Below are 18972 nucleotides of genomic sequence, written 5' to 3'. Positions count from 1 at the left end.
TGATCTTCTATCTAAAATACCGGATACTGTTTAAATGTACAGTATTTCTTGTTTGTTATGCGCTACGCCGAATTATTCTGTCAAAGTAATTTTTCTTTTTTACAAGGAGCCTCTCACCCTGAGGAGTTGGTAAAGCAAGCTGACTTTTTAGCATATGACGCTATCGCTATTTGCGATGAATGTTCGGTTGCGGGTGTGGTACGTGCCCATCGCGCAATTAAAGAAAATCAGCTGTCGGTAAAACTCATTGTCGGGAGTGTATTTGAGTATAAAACATTAAAGTTTGTGTTGTTATGCCCTAATCGACAAGCCTATGCTGAACTTTGTCGTGTCATTAGTAATGCTCGAAAGCGCTGCGAAAAAGGCAAATATGAGTTGGGCTTATGGGATTTAATGTCTGTAAAACATTGTTTGATAATTTGGTTACCAGCTTTAGGGGCGCGGGATAATGATTGGGCAATGTGGCTGAAGCAATACCACCAACAGCGAGTTTGGCTTGGTTTACAACGACATTTACTAAACAATGATAGAGCGTACATCTCGCATTGTGAGCAACTTGCAAAGCAGTATGATTTACCAATCACCGCGTGTGGGGGCGTACTGATGCATGTTGGGGAGCGGCAAAAGCTCCAGCATACTTTAACTGCCATTCGTTATGGTTGTGCGGTGAACGAACTAGGTGAAAGGCTGATATCCAATACCGAGCGGGCACTGCGCAGCAAAGAAAAGTTAAGTAAATTGTTTAAGACCCAGTGGCTAAATACCACGCTTGATATTGCAAGACGCTGTACATTTGATTTAGATAGCCTGCAATATGAGTATCCAAACGAACTGGTGCCTAAAGGCCACAGTGCAATGAGCTATTTACGTTTGCTTGTGAAAAAGGGTGAGCAAAAGCGTTTTCCTGAAGGCGTACCTGATGATATAGCGGCATTAATAGACAAAGAGTTGTCATTAATTGAGTCGCTTAACTACCCGTACTTTTTCTTAACGATTCATGATGTGGTGATGTTTGCCAAGCGGCAAGAAATCTTATATCAGGGTCGGGGATCAGCGGCTAACTCGGTGGTGTGTTATTGCTTAGAAATAACGGCGGTTGACCCTCGGCAGATCTCAGTGTTGTTTGAACGTTTTATCAGCCAAGAGCGCAATGAACCCCCTGATATTGATGTAGACTTTGAACACCACCGCCGTGAAGAGGTGATCCAATACATTTATCAAAAATATGGCCGCGAGCGTGCAGCGCTTGCTGCAACCGTGATCACCTATCGCTTTAAAAGCGCAGTGAGAGACGTAGGCAAGGCATTAGGCATGGATAGCACCCAGTTAGATTACTACATCAAACAAGTTAATCGCCGCGACAAAGCGCTGTCGTGGCACACACAGATCAGCGAACTGGGGCTTGATGAAAACTCTTATCAAGGGCAATTATTTATTGAACTAGTCAATGAGATTTTAGGGTTCCCACGACACTTGTCTCAACATGTGGGCGGCTTTGTTATTTCATCAGGCCCGCTGTATGAACTCGTCCCGATAGAAAATGCGGCAATGGATGCCCGAACCGTGATCCAGTGGGATAAAGACGATTTAGAAACGCTCTCTTTGCTAAAAGTGGATATTTTGGCCTTGGGCATGCTTAGCGCAATTCGCAAGTCATTTGACTATATCAATCGGCACTTTAATTATGCTTGGAATATTGCTGATATAACTCGTTTGGGCGACGATCAACAAGTGTATAAAATGCTTCAAAAGGCTGATACGGTAGGAGTGTTTCAAATTGAGTCGCGTGCACAAATGAGCATGTTACCTAGGTTAAAACCGGCTTGTTATTATGACTTAGTGATACAAATCGCCATAGTGCGACCGGGACCCATACAAGGTGGCATGGTACATCCATTTTTACAGCGCAGAAGTGGTACTGAACAAATTAGTTATCCCTCAGAACAAGTTAAATCCGTACTTTCTCGCACACTGGGTGTGCCGATTTTTCAGGAGCAAGTCATTAAGCTTGCAATGGTCGCTGCAGGTTTTAGTGGTGGTGAAGCCGATAGGTTACGTAGAGCAATGGCATCGTGGAAAAAAACGGGCGAGCTAATGCAATTTAAAAGCAAGTTGCTTGATGGTATGCAGCAAAGGGGGTATTCACAAAGCTATGCAGAACAAATATTTGCACAGATCTGTGGATTTGGTGAATATGGCTTTCCTGAAAGCCACTCAGCGTCATTTGCGGTTCTTGCCTATAGTTCTGCTTGGCTCAAATATTATTTTCCCGCCTTCTTTTACACCGCATTGTTGAATAGTTTGCCGATGGGCTTTTACAGTGCATCGCAGTTATGCCAAGACGCCCAGCGCCATGGTGTGGAGATTTTGCCTGTTTGTATTAATCATTCTAATCATGACCATGATGTCATTGAGCAACACGGCGCGTTTGCTATCCGTTTGGGTTTTAGGTTGGTTAAAGGTCTTAGTAGTGATGCAATCAAAGCCATACTCGCGCAGAGGCCTAAACAGGGTTACTTAAATATTGAACAGGTACGCATGTTAGGTGTAAGTAGTGCAAGTTTGGAGAAACTAGCATCAGCTAATGCGTTATCTTGTTTTGCTGGTGGTCGTTACAATGCCCGTTGGCAAATCATGGATAAAGACACTGAACTGCCATTATTTAGTGGTGTAAAGGATGACGCTAATATGCAAGAAGAAATCGCACCATTTGGAGAAGGAGATGCGTTAGATAACACTTTGGAAGACTATGCTGTGATGGGGCTTACCCTTAATAAACATCCGATCACACTATTAGATGAAGCAAATCGTTTAGGCCGTTTTACTCGCCAAGTTGAGCTTGCGCATATAGCAGATCAGCAGCTAGTTACAGTGATAGGGCTGGTAACTGGCAAGCAAGCGCCGGGCACCGCTGCAGGTGTCACTTTTTTTACCCTTGAAGATGACACAGGCAATATTAATGTTGTGGTGTGGGCGGCAACAGCTAGATCACAAAAACAAGCCTATTTAAGTGCCAAAATACTTGAGGTGAAAGGTGTGTTGGAGCGTAGTGGCGAAGTGGTTCATGTTATTGCTGGAAGGTTACTGGATCGCAGCGACTTGTTATTAACGCTTAGGCCACGTTCTAGAGAATTCCATTAGCATGACTCTCTTATTTATTGTGTTTGTGTAAATAGTTGTCTTACAGAGATATTATGCGTGTATTTAAGTGTTCATATCATGACCACTCACACCAAGGTACTTCAGAGTTTTAGAAACTAAATGTAACACTTTTACAACAAAAATTTTTTCTGAAAATAGACTCTAAAAACACCTAAACATTTACCCCTTACGGGGCCTGTAGGTTAATAACTTGTTGATTTGAATGTTTTATTTTTATAAAACTTGCGCTTATAAGCATGATGGCGACAAAAAATGTAAGAAAAGTGACGAATTGTGCGTTGCGAAAATATGTGGTAGAACAATACAGGTTAATTAAAACAATAACTTACACTACAACAGGGAAACGCAAACAATGAAACCAATATTTGCATTAAGTGCATTGTCAGCAGCAATGTTATTAGGTCAAACCCAATCAGCTGTCGCAGCGGATGAAAAAGTCGAACGTATAGAAGTTACCGGTTCACACATCAAACGCACTGACATGGAAGGACCTTCTCCAATCCAATCAATTTCAGCAGGTGATTTAGCCGCTACAGGCTCTACAGATTTGATTGGTGCACTACAAAAGCTACCTGTATCAGGTGCAGGTACATTCAGTACACAAGGTAACTCAAGCGATGACACCGCCAACGGTGGCTCAAGTGTGGCACTAAGAGGTTTAGGTGCATCATCTACATTAGTATTAATCAATGGTCGCCGCGTTGCTGTCAGCCCATTTGCAAAAGATATCGAAACCTCTTTCGTTGATTTAAATACGATTCCTGTCTCATCGGTAAAACGTATTGATATTTTAAAGGACGGCGCATCAGCCACTTATGGTTCTGACGCGGTAGCAGGTGTAATCAACATTATCTTGCGTAATGATATTGATGGTTTTGAAGTATCGGGCAAAGTATCAGATACAGCGGATGGCGGCGGTGAAGAACAAAACTTTACGGTTTTATGGGGCTCGTCAACGAGTAAAGGTCAGCATAATTTTGCATTAGATTACTTCAAGCGTGGCGATGTGTTTTATGGTGACAGAGACTACACAGCCACCGCTGATCAGCGCTTTAGAGGTGGTAACAACTCTTTAAGTTCATCAGGTTTCCCTGGCAGCGTAGAAGTTGTTAGAAGCATGCTAACAGACGAGCAGTGGGCAAGACTGCCTGTAACAGGCACGGCTGATGACGGCACCTTAATCAGACAGACTATTTTTGCCGATGTATGGGGTAACGATACGTGTCCTGACAATATGATCATTGGTGATATCTGTCGATATGACTATGCGCCGCACATGACGTTAATTCCTTCAACTGAGCGTTTCAGCTTTAGTTATAACGGTGTTCAAGAACTTGCCGATGGTGTTGAAGGTTTTGCTGAATTTGCCGCACAACACGCATCAACTTTTATCCAAGGTGCTGGTAGCCCAAGCTTTACCGAACTAACAATGAGCGGTGATAACCCAAATCACCCATTAGCAACTGATCCAACTCACTTCTTACATGGCGTTGATATTTCAATGCGTCGTCGTACCATTGATATTGGTAACCGTAAAAAAGACGTAGATTCAGAGTACTACCGTGCTGTGCTTGGTGCGCGTGGTAACTATAAAGACTGGGATTGGGAAATTGCCTATTCAAGTATCCGCTCAAGCGCAGTTGAAAAAGGTTTTGATGGCTTCCCGAATAAAATTCGAGCACAACAAGCAATTGATATGGGTTTATGGAACCCGTTTGAACCAAGCACTAACACAGCTCAAGGACTTGCATACTTTGAGACCACAACTACACGTTACGGCGCATCAACCATGCAATCACTTGACGGTACAATTTCTGGTGAGTTGTTTGAGCTAGGCGCGGGCTATGTATCTGCAGCATTTGGTTTTGAGACACGCCGTGAAAAAATCGAAGATAACCCAGATAGCCAATACATTCGTGGTGAAATTTTTGGTACCGAAGCTACGCAAGCCAATGGTGATAGAGACAACACCGCAGTGTTTGCTGAGTTCAGTGTTCCAGTGCTAGACACGTTAGAGCTGCAACTTGCAGTACGTCATGAAGATTACAGTGATTTTGGTACCACAACCGACCCTAAAGTAGCATTCCGCTGGGCACCGATTGATTCGTTAGTAGTCCGTGGTTCTTGGGGTACTGCGTTTAGAGCACCGTCATTAGTACAGCTTCACTTAGGCCGTACTGATGAGTCTCCGACTGTTATCGATAAAGAGCGTTGTCGTCAAACAGGCGCTGAAGCAGACTGTGAACCGACAGAATACACTGCAATTGTTGCGGGTAACAAAAACCTACAGCCTGAAGAATCTGAAAACTACAACTTAGGTGTTGTATGGCAGGCAACGGATGATTTTAGCGTTGGTGTTGACTATTGGAACTACGATCAAGAAGACCTGATCAAGAAAATTGGTGCACAGAAGCTAGTTGATTGCTGTGGTACCGATCCAAACTTAGTTCTTCGTGCGCCAAGTCAAGGTAGTACACTTGGTCGTATTTTGACAATCAACGATACATTCGTAAACATTGGTGGTCGTGAAACAGACGGTTTTGATGTTAACTTAGCGTATGCCCTTACAACACAAAATATGGGTGAGTTTAAGTTTAGCTATAACCTAACTTATGCCCTGAACTTTGAGGAGCAGTCTTTCCAAAGTGATGACCAAGGTAACACAACAACGGTACGTGAAGACCTAAATGGCGAACACGAACATCCTCAATATCGTTGGACTGCAGGGGTTGATTGGGCAAACAATGACTGGTTGGCAACATTAAATATTAACTTTATTGATTCGTATAATGACTTAGCTGATAGCGCAGGTAACAAGTTTAAGATTGAATCTTGGACAACTTATGATGCAACAGTAAGTTACATTGGTTTTAAAGACTTAACGTTAACGTTAGGTGCAGCAAACCTGTTTAATGAAGAAGCACCGCTTGTGCCTTCTGACGCTATGGGTATTGATGCTAAAACACATACAACACTGGGTCGTCAAGCTTACCTTAAGTTTGATTACAAGTTCTAATCAGTTTGAAAAATTGATTTAGATAAAAGCCCTGCGCAAGTCGCGGGGCTTTTTTATGAGCCACTCTTGGCCGTTAACTAGCATGGCTATACAAACAGGGAGGGAATGTATGCATGTTCCCCTTGTTAATTGTGGCTCGATAGAAGTTTGCAGGTTGAGTGATTTGAATTCAGCAGTTTGATCTTAAATGAATTTTAAGTGCTTATATGAATGAGTATATGCATGTTCAAATGAATTCTCGTTGTGTTCAAGGGGGGATTGCTCCGATGATGGCCATGCTTGAATAGGCGCTAAACGCTCATAAAAGCAAAAGGCTGTTGTTTTTTCATGCCTGCGCCAGTGAAAATGAACATAGTTTTAAGTAAGTGATAGAGTAAAAAGCGCAACAACATAAAAATCTAAGCAAAGAGGTTTGGTATGAAAACACCCAAAGTGGCGACCAATCAGGGCGCAGCGAACTGTCACAAAGCAAGTTAGCTTTACTGTTAGAGCATGACGAGTTTATCTGTGTGGCCCAACGGCGTTTATGGCAACGATAAAGCAGCAATTGATCTTGCTAGGTGTATACGAAGTATTTGGCCCTCATGAAGCCTTATAACGCTTAAGTATTTAGCCTAATGGACTATCCAAGTTAGGTGGCGCATATCCAAATACACAGCAGTACATGCCGCATAGTTGTTGAGTATGCGCAAACAGAACAAAACCCTGTGAAAATACACTGTTTTTATTGCCAGTAGTTTGTCTGAAAACATTATTACGGCCCGTTTGTCCAATTTTGATGGCCACAGTTTTTGAGTGAAGCTTAAGAGTTGTTTACATTGAACTTTTTGCGTGGGAAGATTGAGGTAGGTAATATGGCCCGTTTTGTCGGTATTTATTCCGACATTTTGGGAGAGAATAAGCTGTTATGAATTTTATGGAACAACCATATTAATCATGGAGAAAGTGTATGAAATATATAAAAGAAATTCTTTTTTTAACGAGTTTAGCATTCGTGCCCGAAGCATATGCTGCATGCACTCAGAATGGAAATTCGTTGCCAAAACTTGTTGGTCTTGATGGTAGCGATGGTAAAGTATATGCGGATATAGAATCTAGTGGTAACGAATGCAATTGCAAGTACGTAAGGTTTCTTCCAGAAAACACTGATACAAACAAAGCTCTGAGTATTTTACTAGCCGCTAAAATGGCCAATAAGAAAGTGAGAATAGATTTATCCACGTCAGAAAACTGCAACTCAGCGTATAGAGTTTATATTCATTGAAGAATATTCATAACACATATGAACCTTATCGGGTCAAGTAAGCATAACGATTCTTTTTAGCTGCTTTTAAGCAGCTAATTTGTAATGGCAATTCTTAAATCTGTTCAACTTCGTTATGTCGGTTAGCCGTTAAAATCGTTTACGGCAAACACATATAGGGGCATTACGCCGTAATCCCTTATTGCGCTCTCAGCGCTGCCTAAATCAGTTGATACAGCTTATCGTTTAGGGCCATTAGACATTCATCGGTTAACCTTAATCTGGCGCTACTCAAGGGGATGGCTCATTCGTCCAGTTAGTTAAAGGTGCGTTACGCAGTAATCAGCTAAGATGTAAACGATTTAACTTATTGCTTAAATTAATGCGCACCAATGGGGTGTCTAATCAAGGCGAAATAGCTTATTACTTCGACAACACTTACCTGTCACATTCAGCTTTTGCTGACTTAAATACAAATAATGCATGGTTGTTCATGCCTATCTAGTTAGGTGTATAGCTCACCCCATTGTGCGACTTAACTTTTTAAAAAACGCTCATCGTCGAATACCGTTTTGTTCTTAAGCATAAAATAAACACAACGACCGAGCTGGTGAGCGAGCACAGAGAGTGCTTGGCCTTGCTCATGCGTTTATGTAATTTGTTTAAGTAACGCCGAGCTTTGTCGTTGCCACGTAAATAAAGCACAGCGGCTTCACTGAATGCCCATTTTAAGTGGCTATTGCCAATTTTATTGCCACTGGTGCCATAGGTTTTGCCTGCAGATTCTGCTTTACACTTAACGAGCCGACAATAAGATGCGAACGTTTGTACAGATTCAAAGCGGTTTATATCACCAATCTCATACAAGATAGTCATGGCTATAATGAGACCAATGTCTGGCATTGTACGCAGTTGTGCGTAATAGTTTGGTTGATGCTTTTTAGCTTTACTCTCTAAATAATATTCAAGCTGTTTAAGCTCTTCTGCGTAGGCATCGAGTATGGCTAAATCAAAATTAACACTGCGTTGAACGGCTTGGTCGTCAAAACGCGTTTGGAATTCTTGGCGAACACATTTGTTTTTCATGTGTAGTTCGAGCGGTGGGTAGTTGTACTGACTATTTATGTTAACTATATGCGCTTTCAGTTGTGCGCCATGTTGAACCAGTCGCGTTCTTCTACGCAGTAAATCACGGGTCGAGCGCATGTAAGCAAGCGGGAAGTTACCACCGCGCAATAGGCGCTTGAGCAATGCCTCATTCGTTAAACAGAGTTGCTAACTCTTCCCGACTAAACAGGCTTTCATGCTCTCGGTCTGACCGTGTTATCGTCACTTGCTAATGCTAAGACTCGGTGGGGTTAACCGTTTTAACTAACCTTTCTTTTTTACTGATTTAACTATTTCACATAATCAATCTGATATTCTTTTTCTGAGTGTAACAATGCCCAAATTAATCGCGCATTTTTGGCTGCCAAGGCTACCGTCGCTCGTTTAAATCCTCGTCGTTCGATAAGGTCTTTTACCCATAAACGGGTTCTATCAGTTTTGTGCTTGCAGTTAGCAATCACGGCTCGTGCGCCATGAATGAGTGAGGTGCGTATGTGTTTTTCGCCTCGTTTTGATATTCGACCCAGCTTAACTTGGCCACCAGTGGTGTATTGTTTTGGTACTAAACCTATCCAAGCAGAGAATGCCCGGCTGGTATCGAATTCAGTGGCATCACACACGGTGGCAACTACCGCAGTTGCAGTGACTTCACCGACACCAGGAATGCTCATTAAGCGTTTAGCGGCGTTCATTTGATTGGCTAATTGGTAAAGCTTTCTGTCGTGCTTGAGAATTTGTTGGTTTAGCCCTTTAATCTCTAGCCATAAATCATGAAGTCACTCTCTGGCGAGCATCGGCAAAGCATTTTCAGCGTCTTCTAAAATACTTGTTATCGCCTGTTGTGCAGGGTATCGACCTTTGGGCATAACAATACCAAATTCAGCAAGTAATCCTCGTAAGCGGTTTATCAGCGCTTATGGCTCCCTGTCGAATACGGTGCAGGCAAAGAACAGCTTGTTGTTCTTCACTTTTGATAGTGACAAATCGTGTTTTAGGTCGGGTAACTGCTTCACAGATAGCTTCAGCGTCATTGGCATCGTTCTTTTCGTTTTGACGATAAGGAATGACAAACTTGGATGCCATGATACGTACGTCATGGCCCAACTTAGTAAATTCGCGTGCCCAATAATGTGCGCCCGAGCAGGCTTCCATGCCAATAATGCAAGGCGGTAATTTTGCAATTTCAGCTAAGAGTTTGTTTCGCTTGATGGTTTTACGTAATTTACACTTGTCATGAGTATCAACACCGTGGATACTAAAGATAGATTTGGCTAAATCGATGCCAATGGCTTTAATTAATGACATATGGACTCTCCTCAATTGAAGCTTTTTATCAACTTCACTATGGCACATTGATGCCGAGTGGGGAGTCCATATCATTCGTCAACTTATCGGAGTTCAAAGAATGAATAGAATATTATTATTTCTAGGTTTACTTTTTTCAACATCTGCTCTCGCCGACTGGCATAGCGGTACAATTGAAATGATTGCTATCGGCTATGATGGGAAAACAATTTCGATTGCTCAAAAAGGTGCTACAAAGACCGATTGCACTTGTTACAGTACTTGGCCTAATAGATATTGTTTAGATCGGACAAGGGAATCGTTTAAGGACGAATATGCTTTATTATTATCTGCCAAAGCCAGAAATAAGTCTGTGGCTATTCATATCGATGAAACAACATGTAAGATTAAGGCGATTTATGAAAACTAAGTTAACAAGTCGCTGTTGCAGATACACTGCAAAGCTCGGCATTATAAACCGACATTAAGGAAACCGACAATAAGGGGCAGTCACTCAATTTGGGCACTCAAACTTGAAACCTTGGATGTTTTGTCTAAGCTTTTAGTTCTTCAAAACCATTTCAATTCTCAGTTCAAGGAGTGAACGATTGGATTAGCAAGGAAGTGGCAAATCACCTATCCGATACTAAGTATTACCACGGTGTGTTCGTCGCGCATTTTTGTTCGAAGACGATAAGCTAACAGGCAAGTTGTATGAGCATCGACGAGTCTGGGTAGAGGAGCGTTTGTTATTTTTAGCACAGGTTTTTGTATTGATGTCTGTGCTTATACGGTGATTAGTAACCACACTCACATTGTGCTGTATGTAGATGATAAACGAGAGATTTTAGGTGTCTGTCCTTTATTTTTTATTATCTGTCCTTTATTTATTTTCTGGGAGGGGCCAAAAAGTGTTGACCACCATTTTTGGGCTACATGGCTATTTTCGTCAACCTAGTGGGGTTGTTTTTTATGTTTAGAGTAACAAGTTTGGTATTTCTGTGTTTAGTCTTTCACTCAGTAGCACAAGCAAAAGCATGTGATACGGTAGGATCATTGGCATGGCTTGTGGGTAATTGGAACGCTAAAAGCAGCAAACTGCAAATGCATGAATCATGGAAACAGGTTAGCAGCAAAACCCTTGAGGGCGCAGGATATACATATTCCATCGAAAAAAATAAAATTGTAAGCTCAGAAACTTTACGATTAGTTGAAATGTCTGGAGAGGTATTTTATGTTGCTAAAGTTGTCAGTAACGATATGCCTGTCGCTTTCAAATTGACCAGTTGCAATGCTGAAACGGCTATATTTGAGAATGTTCAACATGATTTCCCTAAGAAGCTCAATTATCAATTAACTAAAGATAAAAACATGACAGTTTTTGTTTCAGGAGAAAAAGATAAAGGTTTTACAATTAAATTTATCCGTGAAAACGGTAGCAAACAAACACACCAATGATGATGTCAATTGTTTGGTGTGTTGCTGTAGTTGCCACCCGCGCTCAAGGTAAAATAGGCAAAAGTTATTATTACACCTCATGATCGAGTCTGACCGTGTGTAAAGGTGTAGTAAATTAACGCAATATCAGTTAATGAGTTGTATAAGCCTTTTAGTATAGAGGGAAGTCTGCACAAGGAGTATGGCTTTGATTGAGAGTATAGCCACATTATCAGGGGTGATAGCAACGATTTGGATTACTGTCGGCGTGTATGTTACTGCGAAATTTTACCCAAATTACAATCATGCACATCAATTTGTAGCGAGTTAGGTGCGGCTGATAGTTCAACCGAAAAATATCACCAGTCATCAATAACTACCCCTTAGGCTTTATATTTTGCTTTTTTGGCTGGACAGTAGCTTAACTAAATGAGTCAAGTCTCGCTATTACTATTTCTGGGTGGCTAATAATTGCACATGGAATTGGCACTTGGATTGCCGGCTACTTCCCGATGGATAAAGACCCATACACAAAATCCCCTAGTTTAAGCTGTAAAATTCATTCTTTAGCGGGTTTAGTTATGCTTTTCTCGCTTTTAATTTCGCCAGTTATAATCGCTGCCAGCCAAAAATCAATTTACGTGCCTTTTTGCTTCAGGTTAGTGTCAGTAATAACTGCTTCACTAGTTATTTATTATTTAGTGAAAATGGCAAAAGCATATGAAATGAAAAAACGAGCTGCTTATTATCAACGTATATCATATTGGCTTAACCTAGTTTGGTTAAGCGTATTTTCATTAATGCTGGCGGGGTTATGAGTAAATAAAGCCCTTAAAAAATTAACTTTTTAACTGTGGGTTTTTCTCGCACTATAAAAACATGTGAGTTGATATTTTTAGCTTTGTACTTATAATTTCTTTTTCAAAAAATACACGTTCAAATGAAAGCTGTACAAAAGGATTTAGAATGAAAAAAATACTCACATTTACATCTACTATCATAGCCTTATCACTAGGATTTTCAGCACATGCTGAAAGCAACAGTAATTGGTACTTGGGTTTACAAAGTAGTGCGCAAGACGTTTCCTTACCAGAGAGAGATTTTAAAACCATTGGTGCTATTAGTGGATATCAACTTAATGAATATTTTTCGTTAGAAGCAAGATATAATTACGGTGTGTCGGGATACTCTCATCCATTTTATGTGGATGGTTTATCGAACCCAAAATACAAAGAAGATATTGACACACAGGCATCGCTATTTATAAACACCTCTTATCCCATTTTTAGTACTTTGAGGGTCTATGGTTTAGTGGGAACAAGCAAAAGCAACTATGAAATAACTACGAGTATTTCTTATACAGATCAAGCTGGTAATATAACTACTACTTATCCGCATCTAGTTAAACTGTCTGAAAGTGGCTTTACCTATGGAGTCGGTTTAGATTACCAAGCTACACAATCTGTTTCCTTGTTTGTAGATTATCAAGTTTTACCAGATCTTAAGGTTAGCTCTGGACATTCAGAAAGCTGGAAAAGCATTAACTTAGGGATTAAATATACATTTTAAATAGAGGGTAGGTCAGTGAGCGCTAGACAATAGTTAATCCATATTTGGTGACTCTATTATTTTCGCTCGCTAATATTGATTGTATTTTTCAAAATTTATGATTTGTCGTTAATATCTACTGTTTTGATAAATCAGGTATTGTAATAGTTTATCCGTAGAACCTTTAACAGGCCTCGTTTTGCGATTTGCCGATTTTTTATTTTACAGCGTACATTCATCAGCATACCTTGTGTAACTAATAGTTACTCGAGTGCGGAACCCAAAAAACTAGGGGACATTATTAGTAGTATGGCAAGTAATAAAATATATACATAGTATCGTTGCGCCTGGGGCCTATGGTGGGCTCTTAGCATACTTAAGTAAACACACAGTGTGGAGAGATTGATATTGAAAATAGTAGAAGCACATTTGGTTAACGCCTTTACCAGCAATGGCTCTGGTGGCAACCCCGCTGGTGTGGTGTTGCATGCAGATGACTTATCAAACGAAGAAAAATTAAGCATAGCACAAGCCGTAGGTTACTCTGAAACAGCATTTGTATCACAAGATGAAGAAGTTGATTATGCGCTCTCTTTTTTTACTACAACGGGCGAAGTCGATTTTTGCGGCCACGCTACGTTGGCGGCGTTTTCGACGATGTATCAGTCAGGGGTTGTAACCAATGGGAAATACATACAAAGAACCAAAGCTGGTATACTCGAGGTAAACATTTCTGAAACTGGCCATATAGTTATGGACCAGCAGTTGCCCCAATATCGAGACGTGTTGAGTTATGAGGCTATATCAGAGTTAATTGGACTAGAGCCTTCGATACTTGAATCAACATATTTACCGGTAGAGGTCGTTTCAACCGGCTTACCTGATATTATCGTCCCTGTGCCTAGTGGTTATTTAGATAAAATTAAAGTGAATCACAAGCTAACCAGTGACTTTTGTAAAAGACATGAGGTGATTGGTATTCATGCTTTTGAACTGTGTGATGAATCAAGTAAATTGACGGCAAGTTGTCGTAACTTTGCACCATTATTTGGCATCTCAGAAGAATCAGCGACAGGAAGTGCAAGTGGCGCATTGGCATGCTATTTAACCAAGCACCTATATCAAGGCTCTTCAAAGCGCTTTACTTTCGAGCAAGGTCGAGCAATGGACTGTATTTCAACAATTACAGCGTCAGTTGATTCAAGCGAGGGAGGTATAAAGCGTGTTAGGGTCGGTGGCTTCGCTGATAAAATTGGGATGCAAAAGGTAGCCTTATAGCGAACTGATCGCGACAGAATGATTCACTCAAAAAGTTAAGTCTTACAAACGCTTTACTACGTGATGTTATTTATGCTTACGGCATGTTCAAGTGGGGAGGCTATTATTATCAAGCTCAACACATGTAAACAATCTAAGTGCTTCGAGTTAGATAGCCTCCCAAAGCCATTATTTTTTACCATTAGTTAATCTATTTTGAAAGCCAATAAATAACCATTGAATAGAAAAGAGGGATGTATGAGTTCATATTTAATAATGGCTAAAACTTTACATGATTTGGGGTTTGCGGATTACTATAAAAACAGTGTGAGTGGTAACAAATGTAAAATTAATTATGGGAAACGCAAGGGAGTAATAGAGTTTTCTTCAATTAAAGACGCTGCTAAAAAATATAGCTATGAAAAATCAGGTAAATACACGGTAGGTATTGATCGTCAACTTGGGCTTCCTGACTCTACTTCGGATAATGAACTCATTTTACAGTGCATAGAAGTGTTTGATTGGGGAGGTGTTCAAGCTTCAAATATTATTGATGCCTTGAACTTATATCGCAAAGGTGAGTTGAAGCCTGCGCTTGAACAATGGAAAGGCTGGTTCGAGGATGACAAAACTTTGTCCTTAAATATGAAAAAAATACTTTGGTCTAGTGGTTGGACAAAAGTATTTTCGTTTATGTTCGAGCTCACGACTATCTATGACTCGAGAGTTGCAGCGTATATAAACTATATACTTGTAGGTTTTTATCAATCACTCGACAGCGGTGATAAACAAGACAGTCTCAAGTCTATAACATGCAATCTTGTATCTTTCACTGGACCTAAAGACCGTTCGAGACAACTTAATCGGCAGTACCGAGAGCTGTTGGGCATCAAAATAAAGTGTTCAGATGCTGAGCGCAATTTTAGAGCGAATAAAATGGCATCGTGGCTTGTGCGGTATCTATGTGAATTAGAGTATGGTGAAGCCACACAACAAAACTTTAGAAAAGTTGATAAAGCATTGTATATGTTAGGTTTTGATATCAGTCAGCTTGAACATAGTGCGCCTTTTAACTAGCTTAACAGCTCACCGTATTTAAGCGTTATTTACGAATCGGTATTTTTAGTGTGCAAAAACGGTGACTTAAAAAGCCGGTGTACAGAGCACTGGCCTTTTAAATGGGTAATAGGGCTGAGTTAGGCGCAATTCAAGCTGCGAAATCAGGCCAGCAAATGTGCCTCTTCTGGGCGTAAAGTCAGTACTTCAAATCCGTTATCGGTTACTAAAATAGTGTGCTCTGATTGTGCAGATAGCTTTTTATCTTTGGTTACCACAGTCCAGCCATCTTTTTTAGTTTTAATTCGTGCGCTACCTTGATTGATCATGGGCTCAATAGTGAATGTCATGCCACTTTGCAGTTTTAATCCTGTATTTGGTTTTCCGTAGTGAAGTACATTAGGGGCCTCATGCATTTGCTCACCTATGCCGTGACCACAATACTCACGTACCACACTGTAACCATTTTGATGAGCAAGTTTAGAAATAATATGGCCTATATCACCTAGGCGAACGCCCGGTTTGACAAGTTTTATTGCTTGCCACATTGCTTGTTCGGTTAAAGTAACGAGTTTTTTTGCTTCGTCTGATGCATTAGGCATCACGTACATTTTGCTTGAATCAGCGATAAAGCCGTTTTTCTCTAAAGTGATATCAAAATTGACGATATCGGTGTCAGTTAATATCTGAGATTCATTTGGAATACCATGACAAACAACGTGATTAACGGAGCTATTTAGCACAAATTCATAGCCATATTGTCCTTTTGATGCAGGCCTTGCTTTGAGTTCTTCTACTATAAATTGCTCAACTAGGTTATTCACTGTCATTGTTGAAATACCGGGTTTAACAACGCTATCTAACATAACAAAAACTTGCGAAAGCAAGTTGCCAGACTCACGCATCAAATCAGCTTGTTTTGAAGACTTTAAGATAACATCATTCATTTTTTGTGCTCGCTGCGGGTATCTGGTTTGTATGCTGTGCAAGTTCGGCTTGGATCAATTGCGTAAAGGTTTTATCTGGGTTGAGCTCTGCTAAGCGGCCCATCTTTATCCAAAACTCTGCTTGAGAATTAATTGAACGAGACATGACTTGGCAGGTTGCGCGAAGTTCTTCGTGTAGTTCGTCGGAGATTTTAACAATGCCCAAAATATACACCCTATATATGTTTTATATATGTATTGTATATTTTGGGCGTTCAAAAAGTAAAGCGTTCTAATTAATCTTTATTCAAACCAAAAGGGTCATCAATACTATGGCTTGGCTGTGTAAACCATTTTGGTCCAGCCTCGGTCATGTAAAAATGATCCTCCAGACGAATACCAAATTCATTCGGCACCACTAACATAGGTTCGTTGCTAAAACACATACCAGGCGCGAGTAATTGAGGATTATCTTTTACTAAATACGGCCATTCGTGAATGTCTAAACCAATACCGTGCCCTGTTCTGTGAGGACAACCTGGTAAATTATAATCCGGGCCTAACCCTTGATTAGCCAAATAGCTGCGTGCACCGTGATCAACATCCCCGCAAGTTGCGCCAATTTGTGCAGCTCCAAAAGCGGCAAGTTGTGCATTTTTTTCATGTTGCCACATAGTACGCTGGCGTTCGTTTGCCTCGCCAAACACATAGGTACGCGTGATATCAGACAAGTAACCTTCAAGTTTACAGCCAGTATCTACCAGTACAACATCACCTTTTTTGAGTGCTTGAGGCTCTTTAACGCCATGTGGAAATGAACTGGCTTTGCCAAACAAAACAATGCAAAAGTAATTGCCTGTTGCGCCCACTTTTTTATGCGCTTTATTAATGAATGCTTCAACTTCTGTCGTAGTAATGCCCTCATGCAACATACTTGCTGTGGCTTTGTGCACCGCAAGTGTCATATCCATAGCTCGCTGGATCAGCGCTAATTCGTTTTCAGACTTATGCATTCTACAGTGGGCTGTCACTTCCTTGGCGTTAATTAAGTTCAAGGTAGGCGCCGCTTTGGCTATGCCATCGGCAACAAAAAATGCCGTACTTTCGTCTATACCTATGGTTGCTTGGTCGCTTATGCCCATGTTTTTTAGAACATTAGCAAATAGCGTATATGGGCTTTCGTGTTCTTGCCAGTCATTAATAGGGCCTTCAATCACCTGATAATCAAGCAAAGAACCGATTTCAAATGTAGGGGCGATAAACTCAACACCTCCAGATGCGGGTAAAATTGCGCCAACTAATCGCTCGCTTGCATACCACTGCATGCCGGTAAAATACTTGAGGTTGGTACCTGCATTTAAATAAATCGCATCTATACCGTGGTGCTGCATATAACGCTGGGCTTTTGCGATGCGCGCTTCATACTCTTGATATGCAATGGGCTGTATTCCCTGTGTCATATCTTCAAGTGCATCAAGGGCTTGTTGTTGTGATTGGGTGCCTATGCCGTATGTTGTCATGTTTGCTCCTAAAATCGGTTAATTCTGTAAGGGTTTAGGTCAAGAGAGGGTTGCTCGCCTTGACACAATTGGGCAATCAATTTTGCGGTAATAGCCGCTTGCGTTAGGCCTAAATGCTGGTGGCCAAATGCAAATAATATGTTTTTGTTGTCAGGCGCTGTGCTGATCACAGGTAATGAATCTGGCAGAGAAGGGCGGCATCCCATCCAAGTCTGCTTTATTTGGCAGTGTTGAATATCTGTTAAGATGTTTTTTGCATGCCCTAGCAACATAGTCGCACGAGTAGTGCGCTCTGGCGCGTTTAAACCTGCAAATTCAACGGTACCAGCCAAACGAAGACCTTGCTGCATCGGAGTGATAATAAACTGCCGCTCAGCAGATGCAACTGGACGCGATAAAATGTCATGCTTTTCAACCATTGCATGGTAGCCTCGCTCGGTTTCAAGTGGCACATTAAAACCGAGTTGTTTAGCCAAAGGCTTACTCCAAGCTCCGGTACACACAACCACTTTGTCAAAGTGATAAGTATTATTAGTACTTGTTGAGACAATACTTTTATCTGATTGCGCGATGATATTAGTTACAGCCTCTTGGAAAAACTCTCCGCCTTGCTTGTTATATTGATTAAAAATGTGCATGCATAAAGAGTGAGGGTCAATACTATGACCTACCTCTGGAAAAAATAGCGCATTAGTTACGTGTTCACTGATGTTTGGCTCAAGCTCATGTAACGCTTTTTTATCAAGCCAAGTAACAGATACATTTTGCGCTTTAAAGTTGAGATAAATTTTTTCTATATCACTGGGTTTACTCTGCTCAAAGGTCAGTAGCGAGCCATTTTTAGTCAATAGTGATTGATAATTACTGCCAGCTAATAATTCTTCGTACGCAGATAATGAGCTTTCATTCAAAGCTTTAAGGGCTCGTGTGTGGGCGTTAAAGCGCTTTTCACGCATGTTGAGTAAAAAACGGAAAAACCATGGCAGCATCTTTAGTGCATAGCTTGCTTTTATAGATAATGCACCTTGGGGATTAAATAACATATTCGGCAATTTGGGCAGCAGCTTTTTATCTGCCAAAGGGAATACTTGTTCTGTAGCAAAGTGGCCAGCATTTCCCTTTGAGCAGCGTTGTGCAATTCCTTCACTGTCGAATAGACAAACGTGATAGCCGCAATCTCTTAACCGCTTAGCGACGCAAAGGCCGATGATGCCAGCACCTATAACGGCAACTTTTTGTTCTTTTATGCTCATGCACTTTTCCTACGTTTTAAACTTTTTGGCCGAGAAATAAGTAAAACAGCCAAATTGCATGTTTAACTTTTAACCCAAAAGGTAATTTTTTTAACCGAACTAAAACACCTAAATGATATTTAAATCAATAGATTAAAAGCGTTACATCGATTCTTGTAGAGTT

At 40.9% G+C, this 18972-nt stretch carries 13 protein-coding genes and 3 pseudogenes; 10 read left to right on the top strand and 6 right to left on the bottom strand.

The features are described 5' to 3' along the window. Positions 1–57 precede the first annotated feature (57 nt). The 3 genes from HG263_RS02100 (at position 58) to HG263_RS02090 (ending at position 7442) form a co-directional block, all read left to right on the top strand. A complete protein-coding gene (locus HG263_RS02100; RefSeq protein WP_171624427.1) occupies positions 58–3141 on the top strand; it encodes an error-prone DNA polymerase in 3084 nt (1027 codons plus the stop codon). Positions 3142–3514: 373 nt separating this feature from the next. Continuing rightward, entirely contained in the window at positions 3515–6178 is a 2664-nt protein-coding gene (locus HG263_RS02095; RefSeq protein ID WP_171624426.1) for a TonB-dependent receptor plug domain-containing protein, read from the top strand. Between the two features lie 949 nt (positions 6179–7127). Continuing rightward, entirely contained in the window at positions 7128–7442 is a 315-nt protein-coding gene (locus tag HG263_RS02090; RefSeq protein WP_171624425.1) for a hypothetical protein, read from the top strand. Positions 7443–7956: 514 nt separating this feature from the next. On the opposite strand, the pseudogene HG263_RS02085 reads toward HG263_RS02090, so the two are convergent. Then, positions 7957–8660, bottom strand: a pseudogene (locus HG263_RS02085) (transposase); the annotation flags it as partial. 158 nt (positions 8661–8818) lie between these two features. Further along, positions 8819–9833: pseudogene (locus HG263_RS02080) on the bottom strand (IS110 family RNA-guided transposase). Positions 9834–9933: 100 nt separating this feature from the next. Between HG263_RS02080 and HG263_RS02075 the strand changes: the two are divergent. The 7 genes and pseudogenes from HG263_RS02075 to HG263_RS02050 all read left to right on the top strand — a co-directional run bounded on the left by HG263_RS02075 (position 9934) and on the right by HG263_RS02050 (position 15131). Continuing rightward, positions 9934–10242, top strand: coding sequence for a hypothetical protein (locus HG263_RS02075; RefSeq protein WP_171624424.1), 309 nt, complete (start codon positions 9934–9936; stop codon positions 10240–10242). A 177-nt stretch (positions 10243–10419) separates the two neighbouring features. Further along, positions 10420–10653, top strand: a pseudogene (locus HG263_RS22235) (transposase); the annotation flags it as partial. 131 nt (positions 10654–10784) lie between these two features. After that, positions 10785–11270, top strand: a complete 486-nt coding sequence (locus HG263_RS02070; protein ID WP_171624423.1) for a DUF6265 family protein — start codon at positions 10785–10787, stop codon at positions 11268–11270. 425 nt (positions 11271–11695) lie between these two features. After that, positions 11696–12067 carry a DUF998 domain-containing protein gene (locus HG263_RS22645; protein ID WP_343043955.1) on the top strand — a complete coding sequence of 124 codons (372 nt, stop codon included), beginning with the start codon at positions 11696–11698 and terminating at the stop codon, positions 12065–12067. A 148-nt stretch (positions 12068–12215) separates the two neighbouring features. After that, complete coding sequence (locus HG263_RS02060; protein WP_171624422.1) at positions 12216–12818, top strand: outer membrane beta-barrel protein; 603 nt, start codon at positions 12216–12218, stop codon at positions 12816–12818. 387 nt (positions 12819–13205) lie between these two features. Further along, on the top strand, positions 13206–14075 hold the full coding sequence (locus tag HG263_RS02055; protein ID WP_171624421.1) for a PhzF family phenazine biosynthesis protein: 870 nt from the start codon (positions 13206–13208) through the stop codon (positions 14073–14075). Between the two features lie 237 nt (positions 14076–14312). Then, the gene (locus tag HG263_RS02050) at positions 14313–15131 is read left to right on the top strand and encodes a hypothetical protein (RefSeq protein ID WP_171624420.1); all 819 of its coding nucleotides are present in this window, start codon (positions 14313–14315) and stop codon (positions 15129–15131) included. 143 nt (positions 15132–15274) lie between these two features. Here the strand turns inward: HG263_RS02050 and map are convergent, their stop codons facing one another. The 4 genes from map to HG263_RS02030 form a co-directional block, all read right to left on the bottom strand. Further along, positions 15275–16057 carry a type I methionyl aminopeptidase gene (map, locus tag HG263_RS02045; RefSeq protein ID WP_171624419.1) on the bottom strand — a complete coding sequence of 261 codons (783 nt, stop codon included), beginning with the start codon at positions 16055–16057 and terminating at the stop codon, positions 15275–15277. After that, positions 16050–16262: a ParD-like family protein gene (locus tag HG263_RS02040; RefSeq protein WP_171624418.1), complete on the bottom strand. Its 213-nt coding sequence runs from the start codon at positions 16260–16262 to the stop codon at positions 16050–16052. Before HG263_RS02040 ends, map begins: the two co-directional genes overlap by 8 nt. Positions 16263–16332: 70 nt before the next feature. Further along, positions 16333–17556 (bottom strand): M24 family metallopeptidase, encoded by a 1224-nt coding sequence (locus HG263_RS02035; protein WP_171624417.1) that lies wholly within the window; start codon positions 17554–17556, stop codon positions 16333–16335. Positions 17557–17564: 8 nt separating this feature from the next. Next, entirely contained in the window at positions 17565–18809 is a 1245-nt protein-coding gene (locus tag HG263_RS02030; RefSeq protein WP_171624416.1) for an NAD(P)/FAD-dependent oxidoreductase, read from the bottom strand. Positions 18810–18972 lie beyond the last annotated feature (163 nt).

It is taken from the genome of Pseudoalteromonas caenipelagi (assembly GCF_013140855.1).
Classification (GTDB): Bacteria; Pseudomonadota; Gammaproteobacteria; order Enterobacterales; family Alteromonadaceae; genus Pseudoalteromonas; species Pseudoalteromonas caenipelagi.
Note: the sequence above shows the minus strand (reverse complement) of the source record. Positions and strands in the feature narration are given on the sequence as shown.

Coding starts and splice junctions, on each gene's coding strand:
- HG263_RS02070 (WP_171624423.1), top strand. CDS start 10,785: ATGTTTAGAGTAACAAGTTTGGTATTTCTGTGTTTAGTCTTTCACTCA.
- HG263_RS02095 (WP_171624426.1), top strand. CDS start 3,515: ATGAAACCAATATTTGCATTAAGTGCATTGTCAGCAGCAATGTTATTA.
- HG263_RS02075 (WP_171624424.1), top strand. CDS start 9,934: ATGAATAGAATATTATTATTTCTAGGTTTACTTTTTTCAACATCTGCT.
- HG263_RS02030 (WP_171624416.1), bottom strand. CDS start 18,809: ATGAGCATAAAAGAACAAAAAGTTGCCGTTATAGGTGCTGGCATCATC.
- HG263_RS02060 (WP_171624422.1), top strand. CDS start 12,216: ATGAAAAAAATACTCACATTTACATCTACTATCATAGCCTTATCACTA.
- HG263_RS02050 (WP_171624420.1), top strand. CDS start 14,313: ATGAGTTCATATTTAATAATGGCTAAAACTTTACATGATTTGGGGTTT.
- HG263_RS02090 (WP_171624425.1), top strand. CDS start 7,128: ATGAAATATATAAAAGAAATTCTTTTTTTAACGAGTTTAGCATTCGTG.
- HG263_RS02035 (WP_171624417.1), bottom strand. CDS start 17,556: ATGACAACATACGGCATAGGCACCCAATCACAACAACAAGCCCTTGAT.
- map (WP_171624419.1), bottom strand. CDS start 16,057: ATGAATGATGTTATCTTAAAGTCTTCAAAACAAGCTGATTTGATGCGT.
- HG263_RS02100 (WP_171624427.1), top strand. CDS start 58: ATGCGCTACGCCGAATTATTCTGTCAAAGTAATTTTTCTTTTTTACAA.